The sequence below is a fragment of the Streptomyces olivaceus genome (assembly GCF_000721235.1).
GTDB lineage: Bacteria > Actinomycetota > Actinomycetes > Streptomycetales > Streptomycetaceae > Streptomyces > Streptomyces olivaceus.
Map to the genome: position 1 here is coordinate 108,626 of NZ_JOFH01000014.1, position 20,533 is coordinate 129,158.

The following is a 20,533-nucleotide window of genomic DNA, read 5'->3' on the forward strand; positions in this document are numbered from 1 at the left end:
CTGGTAGGTAACCATGGAAGAGCCGCGTCGCCTCGGCGGCCGGTACGAGCTGGGCCCTGTGCTCGGCCGTGGTGGCATGGCGGAGGTTTACCACGCTCATGACACCCGGCTCGGACGCCAGGTGGCGGTGAAGACACTCCGCGCGGACCTCGCGCGTGACCCGTCCTTCCAGGCCCGCTTCCGCCGGGAGGCCCAGTCGGCCGCCTCGCTCAACCATCCCGCGATCGTGGCGGTGTACGACACGGGCGAGGACTACATCGACAACGTGTCGATCCCGTTCATCGTCATGGAGTACGTCGACGGCTCCACGCTCCGCGAGCTGCTCCACTCCGGCCGCAAGCTCCTGCCGGAGCGGACGCTGGAGATGACCATCGGCATCCTCCAGGCCCTGGAGTACTCGCACCGGGCCGGCATCGTCCACCGCGACATCAAGCCGGCCAACGTCATGCTCACCCGCAACGGCCAGGTCAAGGTCATGGACTTCGGCATCGCCCGCGCCATGGGCGACTCCGGCATGACGATGACCCAGACCGCCGCCGTGATCGGCACCGCCCAGTACCTCTCCCCGGAGCAGGCCAAGGGCGAGCAGGTCGACGCCCGTTCCGACCTGTACTCCACGGGCTGCCTGCTCTACGAGCTGCTCACGGTGCGCCCGCCCTTCGTCGGCGACTCCCCGGTGGCCGTCGCCTACCAGCACGTGCGCGAGGAACCGCAGGCGCCGAGCGTCTTCGACCCCGAGATCACGCCCGAGATGGACGCGATCGTGCTGAAGGCCCTGGTCAAGGACCCGGACTACCGCTACCAGTCGGCCGACGAGATGCGCATCGACATCGAGGCCTGCCTCGACGGCCAGCCCGTCGCCGCCACCGCCGCGATGGGCGCCATGGCCGCGGGCGGCTACGGCGCCTACCCCGACGAGCAGCCGACCACCGCGCTGCGCTCGGACGCGGGCGGCGCCACGACCATGCTGCCGCCCACCAACCCGGACGACGGCGGCTACGGCTACGACGACCGCCCCGACCGGCGCCGCCAGCAGCCGCGCAAGAAGAACACCTCCACGATCTTCCTGGTGCTGGCCGGCATCCTCGTCCTGGTCGGCGCCATCCTGATCGGCAAGTACGCCTTCACCGGCAACGGCGGGGCGGGCAACGACAAGATCCCGGTGCCGACGTTCGTCGGGCTGAGCAAGGGCGACGCCCAGCAACAGGCCGGCAACGTCGACCTGGAGCTGACCTTCAAGGAACAGCCCTGCGAGGACCAGCCCAAGGGCAACGTCTGCGAGCAGAACCCAAAGCAGGGCACCGAGGTCGAGAAGAAGACCAGCGTCAGCCTGGTCGTCTCGACCGGCGCCCCGAAGGTCGAGATCCCCGATGTCGACGGACTTGCCTTCGACGAGGCTGAAGCAGCCTTGAAGGACAAGGGCTTCGACGTCGAGAAGCAGACCGAGGAATCCACCGAGACCCCCGACACCGTGCTGTCCCAGAGTCCCAAGGGTGGTGCCTCCAGCGAGAAGGGCTCCACAGTCACCCTCACCGTCGCCAAGGAGACGGCCAAGGTGACCGTGCCCAGCCTGCTGGGCAAGTCGCCCGAGGACGCCAAGAAGCTTTTGGAGGACAAGGGTCTCGTCCTAGGTAGTCAAGAGGAGGCGGAGTCCACCGCCCAGCCCGAAGGCACGGTCTTCGAGCAGAGCTTCCAGCCCGGAACGGACGTCGACCGCGGCAGCACGGTGACCATCAAGATCGCCAAGCCCCCGGTGGAGGAGAAACTGGCGATGCCGAAGGTCACCCAGATGACCGTCGGCCAGGCCAAGCAGGTCCTTGCGCAGACCGGACTGGAACTCGCAGGGGTTCAAGGCGGCGGTGACGACAACGCCGTGGTGGTCGCCAGCAATCCGACCGAAGGACAAGAGGTCAAGAAGGGGGACGAGGTCACCCTCTTCGCTCCCGCCCAGCAAGGCAATAACAACGGCGGTTTCATCGGCGGCCTCCGCGGTGACGACTGACGTCTCAACCGCATCCGTCGTGTTTCGGAAAGTCAGGGAAAGGCTACTTACAGCTATCGCTGGCCTGCGCTCACGTATAGGATGCGATCATGTCAAACAACATGAAGCGTCTCTCGGTAGCAAGCGCCGCGCTGGCAGCTGCCCTGGTCGCGACTTCAGCGGGAAGCGCTGAGGCCGCCGGAGCGCAAGCCCAGGCATCGTGCAATGTCAGTGGCGCGTCGGGTGTTGGCAACTTCAAGAACTGGACCAACAACTACGCCGACATGAGCCTTACTGTCAAAGACACCTCGTCGGATGGCAACTCTGTTGCCATCCGGCTCATCTCGAAGGATGACAACGACAAGACCAAGTATTGGTCTTGGCACTCCAACGCGAACGGCTACAACAAATCGGTCACTTGGAACACCCATGCCTCCACCGGGAGTGGCGGTCTGAGCTACATAGGCATCCAGGCAGCCGTGATAAAGAACTCAGCAGTCGTCAGGTACTGCACCGACTGGGCTTCCTAGCCCGGATTTGCCACTGCCGAAGTGCTTCGCGGACCCGTTGGCGGAGCACTTCGGCGGCGGTTCCCTACAGCGCTGGTCCACGCCGCGTTGCACGGATTGACGGGTGGTGTGTGTGCATCGGTGGCCGAGGGCTAGGAATCTTTGTGCGTGCAGTGTGCGTACGGTCCCGTAGGTGTCACATACCAGGCGCGGCGTCCACGGAGACAAGCCTTTTCCACTGTCTTGACGGTCGGAGAAGATGATGAATTACTGAGCTTCATTCGTGTCGCCGTCACCGCAGCTCGGCCGGCGGCGTCCGGTCGCCGTCGACCTTCTCCGTGCGGACCAGTTCGCCCCACACCACGTACCGGTAGCGGCTGGTGTAGACCGGCGTGCAGGTCGTCAGGGTGATGTAGTGGCCGGCCTTCTTCCTGCCGGACTCCTCGGGGACGGCGTCGAGCACGTCGACGTTGTACTTCGAGGTCTCGGGGAGGGTGGCGTACGTCTTGTACACGTACCAGGTGTCCTTCGTCTCGAAGACGATCGGGTCACCCTCCTCGATCTTGTCGATGCGGTGGAACTTCGCGCCGTGTCCGTCGCGGTGGGCGGCGAGCGAGAAGTTGCCCTCCTTGTCCGCGGTGGGCAGCGTCGCCTCGACCGGGTCGGTGTAGTAGCCGGCCACGCCGTCGTTGAGGACCTTCATCGACGTGCCCTTCTCCACCAGGATGTCGCCCTTGCCCATGGCCGGGACGTGGAGGAAGCCGATGCCCGCCCTGGTGTCCAGCGCGCCGGGGCCGTCCGGGCCGACGCGGTCCTCGGCCCAGTTGTCGCGGACCTTGTCCGCCTGCCGGTCCGCCGCGCGGTCGGCGACCACGTTCGTCCACCACAGCGAGTAGACGACGAACAGGCCCATCACCAGGCCCGCGGTGATGAGCAGTTCGCCGAAGACGCTGACCGCCTGCGCGACGATCCGCCCCGGGCCCCGGCGGCGTGCCGCGGGCTCCCGCGGACCGTCCTCGCCGGCGTGCTCCTGCTGCTCCGTGTCGGTGCTCGCTGCCACTGGTCATCCGCCCTTAACTGACGAGCGCATCCGGCTTGCCCTTGCTGCGCGGCCGTTCCTCGACCATCTTGCCCCAGACGATCATGCGGTACTTGCTGGTGAACTCCGGTGTGCAGGTGGTCAGCGTGATGTAGCGGCCGGCCTCCTTGAAGCCCGACTGCTTCGGGACCGGGTCCAGCACGCTCACGTTGCTCGGCGACGTCACCGGCAGGATCGACGCCATCTTGTAGACGAAGTACTCGTCCTGCGTCTCCACGACGATCGGGTCGCCCGGCTGGAGCTTGTTGATGTAGCGGAACGGCTCGCCGTGCGTGTTGCGGTGCCCCGCCAGCCCGAAGTTGCCGGACTTCGCGTCCGGCATCGCCGTCTTCAGGGCGCCCTCCGCGTAGTGCCCGACCATGCCGCGGTCCAGCACCTTCTTGCTGCTGATGCCCTCCGCGATCGGCACCACGACGTCCAGCTTCGGGATGTGCAGGAGGGCGAAGCCCTGGCCCGGCTCGAAGGCCCCCGGAGCGCCCTTGCCGTTCGCCCAGTCGTCCTGGAGGCTGCTCGCCGCCTGGTCCGCCTGCGCGTGCGCCCGGACGTTCGTCCACCACAGCTGGTAGGTGACGAACAGCAGCATCAGCACACCGGTCGTGATGAAGACCTCACCGATCGCCCGGCTGGCGATCACCGCCGCGCCGGGCTTGCGGGCGCGAGCCTGGCGACGGGCCTCCACGCGCGACAGCGGCGCCCCCGGGGCCTCCTCGGCCTCTGCACCCGCCGGCCGCCCCTGGGGCGCCCCACGGCGCCCGTGACGCCGTTTCGCGGCCTTCCTGCGGGCCGCGCGGCCACCGTCCGCGGGAACGGCGGGCGTCCGCTCCGGCGGGGGGTCCGGGATCCGCAGCGCCACGGTCTCGTCGTCGACGGCCGGCGCACGGTACTGCTCCCCGGCCGCCCCGGCCCCTCCTGCGGCGAAGTCCTCGTGCCGACCGTCCCCGAACGCACCGGAATCCCCGTACGACTGCCCGTACGGGGATCCCTGGTCACCGGCCGTGCCGGACTGGCGCTCGGGGCGCAGCGCGGTCACGCCGTGGCCCTGCCCACCACCGGGGCGAGCCCCGCCGACCTCGCCACCGCGTCGCGGTCGCCGCACTCCACGAGCCAGTTGGCCAGCATCAGGTGCCCGTGCTCGGTCAGCACCGACTCCGGGTGGAACTGCACGCCCTCGACGGGCAGCTCACGGTGGCGCAGGCCCATCACGATGCCGTCCGGCGTCCGGGCCGTCACCGCCAGCTCGGCCGGCACGGTGCCCGGCTCCGCGGCCAGCGAGTGGTACCGGGTCGCGGTGAAGGGCGAGGGCAGGCCCGCGAAGACGCCCTCGCCGGTGTGCTCGACGGGCGAGGTCTTGCCGTGCAGCAGCTCCGGCGCGCGGTCCACCACGCCGCCGTACGCCACCTGCATCGACTGCATGCCGAGGCAGACGCCGAAGACCGGCACCCCGCTCGACGCGCAGTGCCGGACCATGTCGACGCAGATCCCGGCCTGCTCCGGCGTCCCCGGGCCCGGGGACAGCAGCACGCCGTCGAAACCCTCCTGGGCGTGCGCCGTCGACACCTCGTCGTTGCGCCGGACCTCGCACTCGGCGCCCAGTTGGTAGAGGTACTGGACCAGGTTGAAGACGAAGCTGTCGTAGTTGTCGACGACGAGGATGCGCGCGCTCACTGGTTGTCCACCGTCACATCGTTGAAGGGCAGCAGCGGTTCGGCCCACGGAAAGACGTACTGGAAGAGCGCGTAGACCACGGCCGCCACCAGCACGAGGGAGAGCAGCGCCCTGACCCACGCGTTCCCCGGCAGATGCCGCCAGATCCAGCCGTACATGCCGTCCCTTCCGTCGCACCACGGCGCCAGACTCACGCCGTACGGCACCAGACTAGCGGCGCGGGCCCCCGCGGAACGGCCCTAATCCACAGGCTGGGCGTAGTGCAGGTCGGCCGTGCCCGAGTAGCCCGGCAGTGTCGCCCGCCCGTCCTCCTCGACCTTCCAGCCGAGCCCGTAGACGTTGACGTACACCATGTAGTTCTGGATCGCCGGGGACTTGGCCAGCGCCTTCTTCAGCCGCTCCGGGTCGCCGACCGCCTGGATCCGGTACGGCGGCGAGTAGACCCGCCCCTGCAGGATCAGGGTGTTGCCCACGCAGCGCACCGCGCTGGTGGAGATCAGCCGCTGGTCCATGACCTTGATCCCGTCGGCGCCGCCCTGCCACAGCGCATTGACCACGGCCTGCAGGTCCTGCTGGTGGATCACCAGATAGTCGGGCTGCGGCTCCGGATATCCGGGGAGTTTCGCGGTGGCGTCCGGCGGGGCGTCGTCGAGTGTGACGGATATCGCCTCGCCCTCGAGTTCGTGCGTGCCCGCCTTCTTCTCCAGCGCGGCGAGTTCGTCGTCCTCCGACTTGCTCCGGCCGTCGTCGCGTTCGGCGAGCGATTCGACGTCCCGGCGCAGCGCCGCGTTGGACTCCTCCAGACCGCCGTTCTCCCGGCTGCGTTCGTGGATGAGATCGGACAACTTGAGCAAAGAGGCGTCCGTCCGGATATTGGTGCCCTTCGCGGTATTGAAGCTGGTGAAGAAAATCAGCCCCGCGAGAGCGAAGACGGCTGCCGTGAGAACCCGCACGGGCCGGAAACGGCGTCCGCGGGCAGGGCTGGATCCGGTCCGGGGGGAGTCGGCAGAATTGCTCAACGTACCCTTATCTCCTTCGGCGCCACGGAAGGACTACGCTAACGGACGCCCGGGGGAGCGCTCGGAGTCCCCTTGTCCCCACGTACGCCGCAGACCGAGACCGACCCCCGTTCCCTGCGCGGCCACGCAGCGCATCGACAGGAGAGACCCTCGTGCCGAAGTCACGTATCCGCAAGAAGGCCGACTACACGCCGCCGCCCTCGAAGCAGGCGGCCAGTATCAAGCTGACCAACCGCAGCTGGGTCGCCCCGGTCATGCTGGCCATGTTCGTCATCGGCCTGGCCTGGATCGTCGTCTTCTACGTCACCGACGGTTCACTGCCGATCGACTCGCTGGGCAACTGGAACATCGTGGTGGGCTTCGGCTTCATCGCCGCCGGATTCGGCGTCTCCACGCAGTGGAAGTAGCGGCGGAAGGGCGGGGAGTCGCCCTGCGGCGGCCTCTCCCGTAGCTCTGCCCAGGGGTATGCGGGAAGTTATCCACAGGTATTGTCCACACGCTGGGGAAAAAAGAAGACGATCTGTGGATAACCCTCTGGAGATTGACGCCGGTGTGACCGAAGTACCGGTTGACCCCAGCAACCGAAAACACGTTCGCCCCCTGCCTGACCTGCGGAAACACGGGTCAGCGACAGGGGGCACGCCTGTTCCCGCACGCTGTGCACAAGATCCGGCACCCGGTGTGGACAACGGTCGCGCTCAGGTGAGCTGAGCCGTCCTCACCAGGGTCAGGGCCACGACGGCCACCAGGACCAGCGCGCACGCGCCGTACTGCACCAGGGCCCGCCGTTCGCGCGGGGCGTGGAGCATCGCGTAGCCGATCACGGCGCCGCCGACGAGTCCGCCGACGTGGGCCTGCCAGGCGATGTTGGCCCAGGTGAAGGTGAAGACCAGGTTGATCACCAGCAGGATGACGACCGGCCGCATGTCCGCGTTGAGGCGCCGGACGAGGGCGGCGGTGGCACCGAAGAGACCGAAGATCGCGCCCGAGGCGCCCAGCGAGGGCTGGTTCGGCTCGGCGATCAGGTAGGTGAGGGCACTGCCGGCCAGCCCGGAGCAGAAGTAGAGGGCGAGATAGCGGACCCGGCCGAGGGCGCCTTCCAGCGGGCCGCCGAGCCACCAGAGGCTGAGCATGTTGAAGAGGATGTGCATGTAGCTGCCGTGCAGGAACATCGCGGTCAGCAGCCGGTACCACTGGCCCTCCGCGACCCCCTCCACCGAGCCGAGGAGCGGGACGTAGGCCCGGCCGATCATCTCGAGGTGGTTGGTGAAGCGGTCGCCGACGGAGAGCTGGACCAGGAACAGGGCCAGGTTGACGCCGATCAGCACCTTGGTGACCAGACGCGGGTCGTCGGCGATGGCGCCCCCGGCGAGGGTGCGGGGCCGGGACGCGGCGGGGGCGGGCCCGCTGCCGCCGGTGCGGCCCGCCGCGCAGTCCGGGCAGTGGAAGCCGACCGAGGCGTTGACCATGCAGTCCGGGCAGATGGGGCGCTCGCAGCGGGTGCAGCGGATGCCCGTCTCGCGGTCCGGGTGGCGGTAGCAGCCGGGCAGGCTCTGGGCGTCCGGCGGGCCGGCGGCCGCGTGGTCCATGGCTTCCCCTAGATCGTCCTGCGAATGGTGTGCACACGTGCACGCCCCGCCCTCTCTACGGATGGGCGGGGCGTTTGGTTCCTGCCCGGTGTACGGGAGGTCAGCCCTCTCGGGTCTCGACGGTCACCGACTCGATGACGACGTCGTTGACCGGACGGTCGGTGCGGGGGTTGGTCGGGAGGGCGGCGATGGCGTCGACGACCTTCTGGCCGGCCTCGCCCGCGACCTCGCCGAAGATCGTGTGCTTGCGGTTCAGCCAGGTCGTCGGGGACACGGTCACGAAGAACTGGGAGCCGTTGGTGCCGGGCCCGGCGTTGGCCATGGCCAGCAGATAGGGCTTGTTGAAGGACAGGTCGGGGTGGAACTCGTCCTCGAACTGGTAGCCGGGGCCGCCGGTGCCGTTGCCCAGCGGGTCGCCGCCCTGGATCATGAAGCCGCTGATCACCCGGTGGAAGACGGTGCCGTCGTAGAGCCGGTCCGTGGTCTTCTCCCCGGTCTCGGGGTTGGTCCACTCGCGCTCGCCCCGGGCGAGTTCGACGAAGTTCCTGACCGTCTTGGGGGCGTGGTTCGGCAGCAGCCGTACCTCGATGTCGCCGTGGTTGGTCTTCAGGGTGGCGTAGAGCTGCTCGGCCACGGTGTGCCTTCCGTCGTCCAGTTGTGCGCCCCGATCCTCCCACGGTCGGCGGCGCGCACGTCGCTCCGTGCCGTGAGTCACGGGCGCGCGGCGGCGATCCGTGGCATGGTCGGGGACAGGTTCGTGTGGCCCGGTATTCACCGGTTGTCGACGTTGGTCAGCTCTTGTTCGCATCTTCGTCACCACGCGCTCCGGAGGACTGACCGGCCTCGTCCGTGACCCGGATGCCCGCCCTCACATGCCTGCCGGTGCGTCCCCAGGCATGATCCGTAAAAGGGTGGAAAGTCGAATTACCGTACGCCACCGAGGAGGAGGAACCCGTGACCCGCATCGACAGCGTGCGCGCCGCGACCGGTTCGGCGAAGGACAGCGTGCTGCACGCCGCGGAAGCGGTGGCGCCCTACGCCGACACGGCCAAGGACAGGGCCGCCCACTATGCACAGGAGGCGCGCGTACGGCTGGCGCCCAAGGTGTCGCAGGCCGCAGACCAGGCCCGTCTTCAGTACGGCGCGCACCTCGCGCCGCGCTTGGAGCAGGCCCGTACGCATGTACCGCCGAAGATGGACGCGGCCGCTCAGGAGGCGGCCGTACGCACCCGTCTGGCCGCTCGGCAGGCAGCCGAATACTCACGCCCGCGGATCGAGCAGGCGGTGGCCGCGGCCGGTCCCGTGCGGGACGAGGCCACGGCGCGGGGTGCTGCCGCGCTGGCCGCACTGCGGGGCCAGGTCACCGCCAAGGAGATCCAGCGCCTGACCCGCAAGCACCAGCGCCGGGCGCGGGCCGGGCGGGCCGCCAAGGTCGTGCTGATCGCGGCGGTCGTCGCGGGTGGTGCGCTGGCCGCCTGGAAGTGGTGGGACAAGCAGGCCAACCCGGACTGGCTGGTGGAGCCGCCGGAGGCGACGGAGGTTCCCGAGTCGGGCCGGCTGACGTCGGTGGACGGCACCGGTGAGGCGCTCCTCGATCCCGAGGTGAAGGCCAAGCAGGCGCGGGAGGAGGCGGAGGGCGACGGCCCCCGCTGATCACCGCAGCAGGACAGGACATCGCCGTGGGGCGGAGACCGGGTACGTCCGGGTCTCCGCCCCACGGCGATGTTTCACGTGAAACGGCCGGGGGCGCTCAACGGCCGTAGCGGCGTTCCCGCAGGGAGTAGGAGCGCAGGGCACGCAGGAAGTCGATCTCGCGGAAGTCCGGCCAGTAGGTCTCGCAGAAGTGGACCTCGGCGTAGGCGGACTGCCAGAGCAGGAAGCCGGAGAGGCGCTGCTCACCGGAGGTCCGGATGATGAGGTCGGACTCGGACCGGGCCTTGGAGTACAGGTGCTTGGAGATGTGCTCCATGGTGAAGCTCTCGATGAGCTCGTCGATGTCCCCGCCCTGCGAGCTGTGCTCGGTGAGGGCGGAGCGCACGGCGTCGACGATCTCGCGCCGGCCTCCGTAGCCGACGGCGACGTCGACCTTGGTGCCGCCCTTGCGGTCCTGGGTGGCGGCGGTGGCGGTCTTGAGCCGGCTCGCGGACTCCGCGGGCAGCAGGTCCAGGGCGCCGACCGCTTCGACGCGCCAGGGGTTGCCGGGCGCGGCCAGCTGCTCGACGACCTCGGCGATGATGTCGATGAGCGGGTTGAGCTGGTCCTCGGGCCGGGCGAGGTTGTCGTCGGAGAGCATGAACAGGGTCACGTGCTCGATCTGCGCGGAGTCGCACCAGCGCAGGAAGTCCAGCACCTTCGCGCCGCCGGCCCGGTAGCCCTCGCGGGGGTCGGCGATGCCCGACATCTTGGCCCACCGGCGGTTGCCGTCGAGCATGATGCCGATGTGCTGGGGGCGTGGGCGTCCCTCCAGCTGCTTGACCAGCCGCTTCACGTAGAGCACGTCAAGAGCGGCCCGTACCTTCGCCCGCATGGTTACCCCTTCCACCTCGTCGGTAGCGACCGGACGGCTCCGACGGCGATGAGCCACGTGGCACCGTCCCGCCGGGGTGTGGCACTGGTGCCCTGTGAGGTGACGATATCAAGAGCAGACAGCCCTCCCCCGGCACCGAGCACCGCCCGTCCGCGGCCCCGCAGCGGGGGCGGGACAGGAGCCGACGGGCCACCCGGGGCGGTCAACTGGGCGTTTCGGTCGCAGGGTTGCCCACGACGGGTACCGAACGGCCGTCACCGGCCGTGGCACGGGGCCGCGAGCGGTGAGCAACGTCTCCGCCGCCCGTGGGCGGGCGCGGTAACGTGCCCCCCCCATCCCACCCCGCACCGCGTCCGGAACGAGAACGACCTCCTTGACCTGATTTCCGCAGGTCAAGGAGGTCGCAATCTGTGGAGCCTAGGGGAGTCGAACCCCTGACATCTGCCATGCAAAGACAGCGCTCTACCAACTGAGCTAAGGCCCCTCGGAAGGTGGCGGCGGTCGTGAGGTGCGGACCGTCGGTCACCGCGGACAAGAGTACCGGGTCGCCCCCCGTATCTCACAAATGATTGGGGGTCCCGGGGAACGACCACGCTCCGTAAGATGCTCGGCGTGGTTCGCTGGAGCGAACTGCGGTTGTTGGGGAAGCGATGGGGAGACGCAATGGACGCCGCACAGCAGGAAGCCACCGCCAGAGCGCGGGAACTGCAGCGGAACTGGTACGGGGAGCCGCTGGGGGCGCTCTTCCGCAGGCTTATCGATGATCTCGGCCTCAACCAGGCCCGTCTCGCGGGAGTGCTGGGGCTCTCCGCGCCGATGCTGTCGCAGCTGATGAGCGGCCAGCGGGCGAAGATCGGCAATCCCGCTGTGGTCCAGCGGGTCCAGCTGCTGCAGGACCTGGCGGGGCAGGTCGCGGACGGCAGTGCGAGCGCGGCCGAGGCGACCGAGCGCATGGACGAGATCAAGAAGTCGCAGGGGGGCTCAGTGCTCAGCAACACCACGCAGACGACGAGCAGTTCGGGGGCGCCCACGGTCAAGCGGGTGGTCCGCGAGATCCAGTCGCTGCTGCGCTCGGTGGCGGCCGCCGGGGACATCATCGACGCGGCGGACGCGCTGTCCTCCTCGCACCCGGAGCTGGCGGAGTTCCTGCGGGTGTACGGCGCGGGCCGCACCTCGGACGCGGTCGCGCACTACCAGTCCCACCAGAACTGACCTCGGGTCCCGGCCGCCGGGAGGGTCGGCGGCCGGGATCGCGGGGGTGGCGCGACAGGTCCCAGGGGAGGAGCGGCGCACAGCCATGGGTGAGGTCTTCGCCGGACGGTACGAGCTGGTCGACCCGGTCGGCCGGGGCGGGGTGGGTGCCGTCTGGCGCGCCTGGGACCACCGGCGGCGGCGTTATGTGGCCGCGAAGGTGCTCCAGCAGCGGGACGCGCACTCGCTGCTGCGTTTCGTCCGGGAGCAGGCGCTGCGGATCGATCACCCCCACGTGCTGGCGCCCGCCAGCTGGGCGGCCGACGACGACCAGGTCCTGTTCACCATGGACCTGGTCACGGGTGGCTCGCTGGTCCACCTGGTGGGGGACTACGGCCCGCTGCCGCCCGTCTTCGTGTGCACGCTGCTCGACCAGCTCCTGTCGGGGCTGGCGGCGGTGCACGGGGAGGGCGTGGTGCACCGTGACATCAAGCCCGCCAACCTGCTCCTGGAGGCGACGGGCACCGGCCGGCCCCGGCTGCGGCTGTCCGACTTCGGCATCGCGATGCGCCTGGGCGAGGCCCGGCTGACGGAGACCAACCTCGTGGTGGGGACGCCGGGTTATCTCGCGCCGGAGCAGCTGCTGGGCTCGGAGCCCGACTTTCCCGCCGACCTGTTCGCGGTGGGGCTGGTCGCCCTGTACCTGCTGGAGGGAGCCAAGCCCGACGCCAAGGCGCTCGTCCAGCACTTCGCCGAGCACGGTACGCCGCCCGCGCCGCAGGGGATTCCCGAGCCGCTGTGGCAGGTGGTGGCGACGCTGGTGCAGCCGGATCCGCCGGCCAGGTTCCGTACCGCCACGGGGGCGCGCAAGGCGCTGGCCGCGGCGAGGGAGCTGCTGCCGGAGCCGGGGCCCGACGACGAGCTGATCGAGATATTCGATCAAGTGGGGCCGCTGCCTCCGGGGTTCGGTCCCGACGGTCCTCTCCAGCGGGCGTCCGGACTGGACGACGTACCGACGGACGTACCGACGGACCCGCGGCAGGCGTCCGCTCCGGGCCCGGCGCCCGCCGCGACACCGCAGCCGCCGCCTGCGCCTTCCTCACCTCCTTCACCGGCCTCACCGTTCGCGTCGCCCTCAACGCCCTCAACGCCCTCGTCACCGTCCGGGGCCGACGAGGTGGCCGGCGCTCCGTCCGTCCCTCGGGGCACCCCGCCGACGGTCCGTCCCGGTACGGACCAGCCGTTCGCCATGTCGGAGACCGGCAGCTTCCACCTGCCGCCCCCGCAGCCCACCACCTCGTCGTCCCAGACCCCCACACCCCCGGCCCCGGCCCACCCCGGCGAACCGCAGTACCCGTCCTCGTACCCGCACCCGCACCAGCCCCGGCATCAGCCGCCCCCCGTCCCGCACCCTTCGCACCACCCCGCGCAGTCCCTCGCGCCGCCGCCCGCGCAGCAGCGCACCGACGTCCCCACCGCCTCCTACACCGCACGGAGCCCGCAGGCCCCCGCGCAGCACCGCGCGCCCCGGCGCCGGCGGCGTCCCGGGCCCCCGGCGAAGGTGGCGGTGCCGCTCCTGCTGCTGGCGCTGGCCTGCTACGCCGTGGGCTTCTGGGCCCTGACCCGGATCTGAGCCGGGCTCTTCGCCGCTACGCCGCCCTGCGCCGGGCCGTCACCGTCCAGACGGCGAGGCCCGCGAGCAGCAGGCTGCCGGTGCCGATCCCGCCCACGGCGACCGCTCTCATCGCGGCGTCGCCGTCCCGGGTGGCCCCGTTCTCCGGCGCCGCCGCCCGGTCGGCGGCCGAGAGCTCGAACACGCCCTTCGGCCGGGGCTCCCCCGTGTACCCGGGCCCGGCCTCCGCCGTCCCCCGCAGCCGCACCCGCAGCGTGAGGCCGAAGGGCCCGTCGCCGAAGTCGTCGGCCACCTGGGCCGCGAGGTGGACCACGAGGTAGTAGTCGCCGGCGAACCGCAGGGCACCGACCTGTCGGCTGCTCGCGTACCGGTTGGGATACGCCACGGGCGGCAGCGCGGCGAGGCCCACGGCGGCCGGGCGGCCGGTGTAGCCCTTGGCGGCGTCGTCGACCTCGCCGCGCACGGGGTTGTGCAGGCCCAGCCGCAGCGCACCGGTGGTATAGCCCGAGGCGTCGTCGGAGCCGCCGAGTTCGGCGCTCGCGTACACCTGGCGGCCCCAGTCGACCGGCACCTTGTAGTAAAGGGTCTGCCCGGGCCTGATGTCGCTCTGCCAGACGCCCTGGCCGACGGCGGTGGCACGGGCGAAGCCGCTGCCGCCCGCGCGGCGTTCCGGCTGCCCGGCGAGCGGTTCGGGCGAGGCGGAGTCCCAGGTGCCGGGCGGCTCGGTGGGACCCGCCCGCCGCGGACGGGGTTCGGTGGCGGTGGTCAGTTCGAGGTCCCAGTCGTCCGGCGGGGAGTCCTCCGGCCGGACCCGCTCGACGGCGACGTAGTAGGTACCGGCGTCCTGGCAGCGGCTCGCACCCGGCTCGATCTCGCGCATGCCCCAGGCCGTGACCGGGCGGGGACTGTGCGCGGCGCCGAAGGTGGCGCTGCCCAGGGAGCAGGAGGCGCCGTCCGCGTCTCGCACGGCGACCCGGACACCGTCCACGGCGGTGACCTCGCCCTCGGAACCGGGTACGGCGGTGACGGAGACGTAGGTGTCGGAGTCCGCGTCGAGTTCGAGACGGTAGTAGAGGGTGTCGTTCCTCGCCAGCGAGCTGCGGTACGTGGCGCCGGGCTGCAGCAGCGCGGCGCCCGCGGTGTCGCTCGCGCCCTCGACCCGCGCCGCACCGTCGGCGAAGGCGTACCCCTCGGCCCCGCCCGCCCCGCCACGCCGGGGGCCGGGCACCTCCGGCCCCGGTACGCCGCCGAACCCCGCACCACCGTCCCATGCCCCGCCACCCCTCGCCCTCGCGCTCACCGGCTCCGCCGCCGCCACCCCGACCGGACGGTGCCCATCCTGCCGCGCTCCGCCCCGCTCCGGCGCCCCCGCGGAGAGATCGGGCGGCACCGGGCCCGGACAACACAAAACCCCGACCGTGTGACGGCCGGGGTCTGCTCAGGACCTGATGTCGGTCGTACTCACGAACCCGTGGGCACGGAGTCAGTCGCCTCCGTCCACAGATCCTGCTCGGCGCGATCCGCCTGGATCTGGCGGTACACGAGGAGCCCGCCGATGGCGGCCAGTGCGACCAGGAGAAGCTTCTTCACCGCGCGACCTCGTCTTTCCTTGACGTAGGGGACCTCTGGCGCCCGACTATACACACCGGCCGATACCGATCGGTGACCTGAGTCGGCGGCCAACTTCCCCTCTCCCGAGCCCATTAGAAGCGGACGGCTCCGCTCCGATCGGAGGGTGATCACATCCTCACGGGCCGCGATCTTTGCCCCGTCACCCACCGGTTCAGGACCTTTCAGGACCCCTTGCGGCCATACGGGTGGTGTTCATCTGAACATCGACGCGCCACGGGCGCAGGTCCACCACTTCGCGAGCCGCATACACATCATGAGGAAAGTACGCAAATCGCCCAACCCGAAAGTGAGGGGTTATGGCCCGGAACAAGGTCATGACGCTGTGGACCACCATCGTCACCGCCTTCCTCGCGCTGTGCACGGCGCTCGGACTCGTCACGACGACCGCCTCGGCGGCCGTACCGCAGACCGGAACGCACAGCAACGCGGAGACCGAGAGCGCCTCCCCCGAGGCGGCACCCGCGGCGGCGGCCCCATGGTCCTGGTCCCGTACCGGCTCCCTGCCCCCCACGATGAAGCAGCGCATCCGCGCCGAGGCCCACGGATCGGCACCCAGTTGCCGCCACCGTCCGCTCACCGACGCCACCGCCACCACGACCGCCACCGGCCTCCAGTGCGACGACACCGCCGAGTCCCCGGCCCAGCACACCATCCCGATGCAGCGCTGAGCGGTGCGGCGGGCGTCCGGCGCCCGGCAGACCAGAAACAACAGACGTCACGGCGATCTGCGTACCGCACCACACGCGAGAAACGGCCCGGCCGCTCGGCAGAGCAGCCGGGCCGTCGCCCTGCCCGCCGCGCCCGCGCCGGCGTCTTCGCTCAGTCCTCCCGTACGAGACTGATCGCGGCGGAAGGGCACCCCTCGACCGCCTCGCGCACCCGCGGCGCGTCGATGTCGTGCTCCCGTCCGGGTATCACCGCGCCCAGACCGTCCACCTGTGTGAAGACGGACGGGGCACGGTGGACGCAGTCGCCGGAGCCGTAGCACTGCTCGGGGTCGACCGAGATCCTCATACGCCCTCCACCGCAACGGCCGCCGTCGGAACCGACACGACCTGCCTGCCCACCGGACGAACGTCCGAATCCAGGAGGTGAAGCGGGCCGACATGCCTTGGTACCGGTCCCTCCCCTCGTGGGGACCGGTACCAAACCACGCCGGCGCCGCATCGCACGCGTACCGGAACGGGTCGGGAAGGGCGGGGGCCACCGAAAGCTGACCGAGAACATGCGGCCTCACGGGGTGGCACTCCGAGCGCTGAGCCGCTGACCTGTCCGAGTGCCGCGGGGCCTGCTCGCCACTGCGTCGCGATCCTGCCACCCGGAGTAGCCGACCGGGAGACCGTGCGTCCGCGAAGCCTGGGTTAGCCCAGGTCAGGCGTATAGAGTGAGTTTTCCGGTCCGGACGTCCAGGCGCGGGGGAAGTAAGGAGTGGAGACCTTGAGTTTCGACTCAGGGGCACGCACCGCCTTCGCGGAACGCCTCGCACTGCTGTACAAGGAGGCGGGAAACCCTCCCCTCAAGCGCGTGTCCGAGGCCGTCGTCCGGCTCCAGCGGGTCGACGAACGGGGGCGGCCCGTACGGGTCTCCGCCCAGCGCATCAGCGACTGGCGGCGGGCCAAGAACGTACCCGCCCAGTTCACCGCCCTCGCGGCGGTCCTGCACGTACTCGTCCCGCAGGCGCGGCGCGCGCGCCCGGTCCCCGTCTCCGCCGGTCTGTACGACCTGGTGCAGTGGCAGCGCCTGTGGGAGCGGGCGGTGGCCGACCCGACGGGCGAGCGCCCCGCGCCGGCCGCCGAGGAGGAGGCACCGCCGGCCGACTCCCCGGCCGCCCCCGGCGGGATCTGCCCCTACCGGGGGCTCGCCGCCTACCGGCTGGAGGACGCCGGCTGGTTCTTCGGCCGGGAGCGGAGCACGGACGCCCTCGTCGCCCAGCTCCGCGCGGCCGAGGACTCGGGCGGCCTGGTGATGCTCGTGGGCGCCTCGGGGGCGGGCAAGTCCTCGCTGCTGAACGCCGGACTCGTGCCCGCCCTGCAGTGCGGCGCGCCGGACTCCGGGGCCGGTCCGCCCCGCCGGGTGCTCCAGCTGGTGCCGGGGGCCGACCCGATCGGCGAACTGACCCGGCTGATACCCGAGCTCGGGCCCGCGGCCGACGCCGCCAGGAGAGCTGCGGCGGTGGAACCGGGCGGCCCGGAGAGAGCCGAGGGAGACAAAGAGGACGGAGGGGGCGGCGGGGGCGAAGAGGCCGACCCGGAGGCCGGAAACGCGGTGCGGGCGGCGTTCGCGGCGTGGGCGGTACGCGTCGAGGCCGCGCCGGACGTCCGTCCCGTGGTCATCGTGGACCAGTTCGAGGAGCTCTTCACCCTCTGCGCCGACGAGCCGGACCGGCGCGCCTTCATAGGGCTGCTGCAGGCCGCCTGCGTGCCCGGCGGACCGGGGGACCCGGCGCCGGTCCTGGTGGCCCTCGGCGTGCGCGCCGACTTCTACGACCAGTGCCTGCACCATCCCGAACTGGCCGACGCGCTCCAGCACCGGCACATGGTGCTCGGGCCGCTGACCACGGCGGAGCTGCGCGAGGCGGTGACCGCGCCGGCCAAGGCCGTCGGCATGGAGCTGGAACCGGGGCTCGCCGAGCTGATCGTCCGCGAGGTCAGCAGCGACGGCCCCCGCGGCGCGCACGACGCGGGCGTGCTGCCGCTCCTCTCCCACGCGCTGCTCGCCACCTGGCAGCGGCGCAAGGCGGGCCGGCTGACCCTGGCCGGTTACCGCGCGGCGGGCGGCATCCAGGGCGCGGTGGCCGCGACCGCCGAGCGGGCCTGGTCGGGCCTCGACCCGGCGGCGCGCACGGCCGCGCGGCTGCTCCTGCTGCGCCTGGTCCGGCTGAGCGAGGACACCCAGGCCACCCGCCGGCGCAGCACGCGGCGGCTGCTGGCCCAGGAGTCGGGCGACCCCGGCAAGACCGAGGAGTCCCTGGAGGCGCTGGTCCGCGCCCGGCTGGTGACCCTGGACGCGGACACCGTGGAGATCACCCACGAGGCGCTGCTGCACGCCTGGCCGCGACTGCGCGACTGGATCGACGAGGACCGCTCCGGCAACCTGCTGCGCCAGCGTCTTGAGGAGGACGGCCATGCCTGGGAGGAGTCGGACCGCGACGCCTCGCTGCTCTACCGGGGGTCCCGCCTGGAGCAGGCCCGCGGCTGGGCGGACTCGGCAGACACCTTCCTGACCCGCAGTGCGGTGGACTTCCTCGCCGCGGCGGTGCGGCTGCGCCGGCGCGGCGTACTGATCAGCCGCGCCGCGGTGTCGGCGCTGGTGGTACTGGCCCTGGTGGCGGTGGGCTCGGCGGTGATCGCCTGGCAGCAGCGCAACGACGCGGTGTTCGAGCAGGTGGTCGCCGAGGCGGACCGGGTCCAGGACACGGACCCGTCGCTGTCGGCCCAGCTCGACCTCGCCGCGCACCGTCTGCGGCCGGACGACGAGAACGTCCGGAACCGGCTGATATCGATCGTGAACGCGCCGCTGGCCACCTCGCTCCTCGGTCACACCGGCGCCGTCTACCTCACCTCCTTCAGCCCCGACGGGCGGCTCCTGGCGACGGCCAGCTACGACCGGACCGTCCGGCTCTGGGACGTGTCCGACCCGGCCCGGCCGGAACCGCTGGGCAAGCCCCTGACCGGCCACACCAGCTGGGTGAGCACCGCCGTCTTCAGCCCCGACGGCACCACCCTGGCCAGTGCCTCGGACGACGGCACGATCCGGCTGTGGGACGTACGGGACCCCGGCAGCCCGCGTCCGCTCGGCGCTCCCCTGCAAGGCGACGGCGGCACCGTCTACCTGCTCGCCTTCAGCCCGGACGGGCACACCCTGGCCTCCGCCCACGACGACCACTTCGTCCGCCTGTGGGACGTGGGCGACCCGGGCCGTCCCAAGGCACTCGACACGCTGACCGGCCCGACCGCGGCGGTGCGCTCGGTGGCGTTCAGCCCGGACGGGCACACCCTCGCGGCCGGGGGCGACGACGACACGGTGCGGCTCTGGGACGTGACCGACCCGGACCGCCCCGAGCCGCGCGGCACCCCGCTGGAGGGGCACGGCGCGCTGGTGCACTCCGTGGCGTTCAGCCCCGACGGGCGCACCCTCGCCAGCGGCAGCGCCGACGACACCGTACGGCTCTGGGACGTGACCGACCCGGAACGGGCGGCGCCCATCGGTGCCCCGCTCACCGGCCACACCGGTCCGGTCTGGTCGGTGGCCTTCAGCCCGGACGGCGCCATGCTCGCCGTGGCCAGCGCGGACAGCACGGCGAGCCTGTGGAACGTCAGCGACCCCGACTACCCCTCCGAGATCGGCGTGCCCCTCGCCGGGGGCAGCGGCGAGATGTACGCCCTCGGCTTCAGCCCCGACGGCCGCACCCTCGCCACCGGCAGCGGCGACAGCAAGGTCCGGCTGTGGTCCCTGCCGACGTCGGACATGATCGGCCGCACCGGTGCCTACCGGCCGGACGGGAAGGTGCTGGCCACAGCCGCCCGCGACGGCCGGGTCCGGCTGTGGGACGTCACGGATTCCGACCGGCCCGTGACCCTGGGCACCCCCTTCAGACCGGGAGAGGGCGACATCCGGTCCCTGGCGTTCTCCCCGGACGGCGACACCCTCGCGGTGCTCACGGGAGGCCGCGCCGTCCAGCTGTGGAACGTCGAGGACCCCTCCCGGCCCACCGCCCACGCGCCGCCCGTACGGCTGGACACCCGCTACGCGGGCCCCGACGCACTGGCGTACAGCCCCGACGGGCGCACGCTGGCCACGGCCCACGACGACCGCACCGTCCAGCTGTGGAACGCCGAGGACCCCTCCCGGCTCCGCCCGCTCGGCAAGCCCCTCGGCGGCCCCACGGGATACGTCAACACCCTCGCCTTCAGCCCCGACGGGCACACCCTCGCCGGCGGCAGCGCCGACGACACCGTACGGCTCTGGGACGTGACCGACCCCGAGCACGCCACCCTCCTCGGTTCCCCGCGCACCGGGCACCTCGGGGCCGTCAACACCCTGGCCTTCAGCCCGGACGGCCACACGCTGGCCAGCGGCAGCGACGACGGGACGGTCCGCCTGTGGAACCTGACCGACCCGCACGAGGGGTCCGGGCCCGAGGCGACCCTGTCCGGTCACACCGACTCGGTGTGGTCGCTGACCTTCGACCGGGACGGCTCCACCCTGGCCAGCGGCGCCAACGACAACACGGTGCGGCTGTGGGACGTCACCGCTCCCGCCGAGGCCGCTCCCGTCGGACGGGCGATGAGCCCCAACGCCAAGACGGGCAACTTCCTGTCCTTCAGCCCCGTGCGGAACATGCTCGCGGTGTCGAGCGGCACGGACACCGTCCGCCTGTGGAGCCTCGGGGTGGACGACGCCATCGACCGGATCTGCTCGGCCACCCGGGGCGTGCTGACCGAGGACAGGTGGCACGAGTACCTGCCGCGCCTGGACTACGAGCCGCCGTGCGACCGGTGAGGCCGCCCGCGAGGACGTGATCCCGGTCACAGCTTCGGGTCCCGACCGACCAGTCGGCACCCGCCACGCGTCCGGCCTTGCTAGCCTTGGCCATGGCCCGACCGCTGGCGCATCCCCCGTCGCCAGCGGTCGGGTCTTTTCGCGTCCTCGGATCACCCGGTCCCGTTCCGTCGCACCAGGAAGGGT

General features: G+C 71.3%; 19 protein-coding genes and 1 tRNA gene. 8 read left to right on the forward strand and 12 right to left on the reverse strand.

What is annotated here, in order from left to right; genetic code table 11:
- The first annotated feature begins 13 nt into the window (after positions 1–13).
- Both pknB and IG94_RS42585 read left to right on the forward strand, forming a co-directional pair.
- The gene (gene pknB, locus IG94_RS0116450) at positions 14–2,002 is read left to right on the forward strand and encodes a Stk1 family PASTA domain-containing Ser/Thr kinase (RefSeq protein ID WP_031036462.1); all 1,989 of its coding nucleotides are present in this window, start codon (positions 14–16) and stop codon (positions 2,000–2,002) included.
- 89 nt (positions 2,003–2,091) lie between these two features.
- Positions 2,092–2,511: a hypothetical protein gene (locus IG94_RS42585; RefSeq protein ID WP_157852259.1), complete on the forward strand. Its 420-nt coding sequence runs from the start codon at positions 2,092–2,094 to the stop codon at positions 2,509–2,511.
- A gap of 271 nt (positions 2,512–2,782) precedes the next feature.
- Here the strand turns inward: IG94_RS42585 and IG94_RS0116455 are convergent, their stop codons facing one another.
- The 5 genes from IG94_RS0116455 to IG94_RS0116475 are packed head-to-tail and all read right to left on the reverse strand — an operon-like array spanning position 2,783 to position 6,273.
- Positions 2,783–3,550 carry a class E sortase gene (locus tag IG94_RS0116455; protein ID WP_031036464.1) on the reverse strand — a complete coding sequence of 256 codons (768 nt, stop codon included), beginning with the start codon at positions 3,548–3,550 and terminating at the stop codon, positions 2,783–2,785.
- A gap of 13 nt (positions 3,551–3,563) precedes the next feature.
- A complete protein-coding gene (locus IG94_RS0116460; RefSeq protein ID WP_031036470.1) occupies positions 3,564–4,619 on the reverse strand; it encodes a class E sortase in 1,056 nt (351 codons plus the stop codon).
- Positions 4,616–5,254, reverse strand: coding sequence for an aminodeoxychorismate/anthranilate synthase component II (locus IG94_RS0116465; protein ID WP_031036472.1), 639 nt, complete (start codon positions 5,252–5,254; stop codon positions 4,616–4,618). The genes IG94_RS0116460 and IG94_RS0116465 overlap by 4 nt, the downstream gene beginning before the upstream one ends.
- The gene (locus IG94_RS40475) at positions 5,251–5,448 is read right to left on the reverse strand and encodes a hypothetical protein (RefSeq protein ID WP_194279781.1); all 198 of its coding nucleotides are present in this window, start codon (positions 5,446–5,448) and stop codon (positions 5,251–5,253) included. Before IG94_RS40475 ends, IG94_RS0116465 begins: the two co-directional genes overlap by 4 nt.
- A 45-nt stretch (positions 5,449–5,493) precedes the next feature.
- Positions 5,494–6,273, reverse strand: coding sequence for a DUF881 domain-containing protein (locus IG94_RS0116475; RefSeq protein ID WP_031036481.1), 780 nt, complete (start codon positions 6,271–6,273; stop codon positions 5,494–5,496).
- A 152-nt stretch (positions 6,274–6,425) separates the two neighbouring features.
- Between IG94_RS0116475 and crgA the strand changes: the two genes are divergently transcribed.
- On the forward strand, positions 6,426–6,680 hold the full coding sequence (crgA, locus tag IG94_RS0116480; protein WP_031036484.1) for a cell division protein CrgA: 255 nt from the start codon (positions 6,426–6,428) through the stop codon (positions 6,678–6,680).
- A gap of 291 nt (positions 6,681–6,971) precedes the next feature.
- Here crgA and IG94_RS0116485 read toward each other — a convergent pair whose 3' ends face one another.
- Positions 6,972–7,862 carry a rhomboid family intramembrane serine protease gene (locus IG94_RS0116485; protein WP_031036487.1) on the reverse strand — a complete coding sequence of 297 codons (891 nt, stop codon included), beginning with the start codon at positions 7,860–7,862 and terminating at the stop codon, positions 6,972–6,974.
- Positions 7,863–7,962: 100 nt separating this feature from the next.
- Positions 7,963–8,496 (reverse strand): peptidylprolyl isomerase, encoded by a 534-nt coding sequence (locus IG94_RS0116490; RefSeq protein ID WP_031036491.1) that lies wholly within the window; start codon positions 8,494–8,496, stop codon positions 7,963–7,965.
- Positions 8,497–8,816: 320 nt separating this feature from the next.
- On the opposite strand from IG94_RS0116490, the gene IG94_RS0116495 reads away from it, so the two are divergent.
- Entirely contained in the window at positions 8,817–9,515 is a 699-nt protein-coding gene (locus tag IG94_RS0116495; protein WP_031036494.1) for a DUF5324 family protein, read from the forward strand.
- A 97-nt stretch (positions 9,516–9,612) separates the two neighbouring features.
- Here IG94_RS0116495 and IG94_RS0116500 read toward each other — a convergent pair whose 3' ends face one another.
- Positions 9,613–10,389, reverse strand: coding sequence for an isoprenyl transferase (locus IG94_RS0116500; protein ID WP_031036499.1), 777 nt, complete (start codon positions 10,387–10,389; stop codon positions 9,613–9,615).
- Positions 10,390–10,800: 411 nt separating this feature from the next.
- A tRNA-Ala gene (locus IG94_RS0116505) sits at positions 10,801–10,873 on the reverse strand.
- A gap of 179 nt (positions 10,874–11,052) precedes the next feature.
- On the opposite strand from IG94_RS0116505, the gene IG94_RS0116510 reads away from it, so the two are divergent.
- Positions 11,053–11,601 (forward strand): helix-turn-helix domain-containing protein, encoded by a 549-nt coding sequence (locus IG94_RS0116510; protein ID WP_031036502.1) that lies wholly within the window; start codon positions 11,053–11,055, stop codon positions 11,599–11,601.
- 85 nt (positions 11,602–11,686) lie between these two features.
- A complete protein-coding gene (locus IG94_RS0116515) occupies positions 11,687–13,213 on the forward strand; it encodes a serine/threonine-protein kinase (protein ID WP_031036504.1) in 1,527 nt (508 codons plus the stop codon).
- A gap of 16 nt (positions 13,214–13,229) precedes the next feature.
- Here IG94_RS0116515 and IG94_RS0116520 read toward each other — a convergent pair whose 3' ends face one another.
- The gene (locus IG94_RS0116520) at positions 13,230–14,441 is read right to left on the reverse strand and encodes a hypothetical protein (RefSeq protein WP_248783073.1); all 1,212 of its coding nucleotides are present in this window, start codon (positions 14,439–14,441) and stop codon (positions 13,230–13,232) included.
- A gap of 233 nt (positions 14,442–14,674) precedes the next feature.
- Complete coding sequence (locus IG94_RS43140; protein ID WP_003999697.1) at positions 14,675–14,803, reverse strand: DLW-39 family protein; 129 nt, start codon at positions 14,801–14,803, stop codon at positions 14,675–14,677.
- Between the two features lie 338 nt (positions 14,804–15,141).
- Here IG94_RS43140 and IG94_RS0116530 point away from each other — a divergent pair, with 338 nt between their 5' ends.
- Positions 15,142–15,513 (forward strand): DUF6344 domain-containing protein, encoded by a 372-nt coding sequence (locus IG94_RS0116530; protein ID WP_031036511.1) that lies wholly within the window; start codon positions 15,142–15,144, stop codon positions 15,511–15,513.
- A gap of 151 nt (positions 15,514–15,664) precedes the next feature.
- Here the strand turns inward: IG94_RS0116530 and IG94_RS0116535 are convergent, their stop codons facing one another.
- Positions 15,665–15,859, reverse strand: coding sequence for a ferredoxin (locus IG94_RS0116535; RefSeq protein ID WP_031036514.1), 195 nt, complete (start codon positions 15,857–15,859; stop codon positions 15,665–15,667).
- 414 nt (positions 15,860–16,273) lie between these two features.
- Between IG94_RS0116535 and IG94_RS0116540 the strand changes: the two genes are divergently transcribed.
- Positions 16,274–20,347, forward strand: a complete 4,074-nt coding sequence (locus tag IG94_RS0116540; protein ID WP_031036517.1) for a WD40 repeat domain-containing protein — start codon at positions 16,274–16,276, stop codon at positions 20,345–20,347.
- Positions 20,348–20,533: the final 186 nt, after the last annotated feature.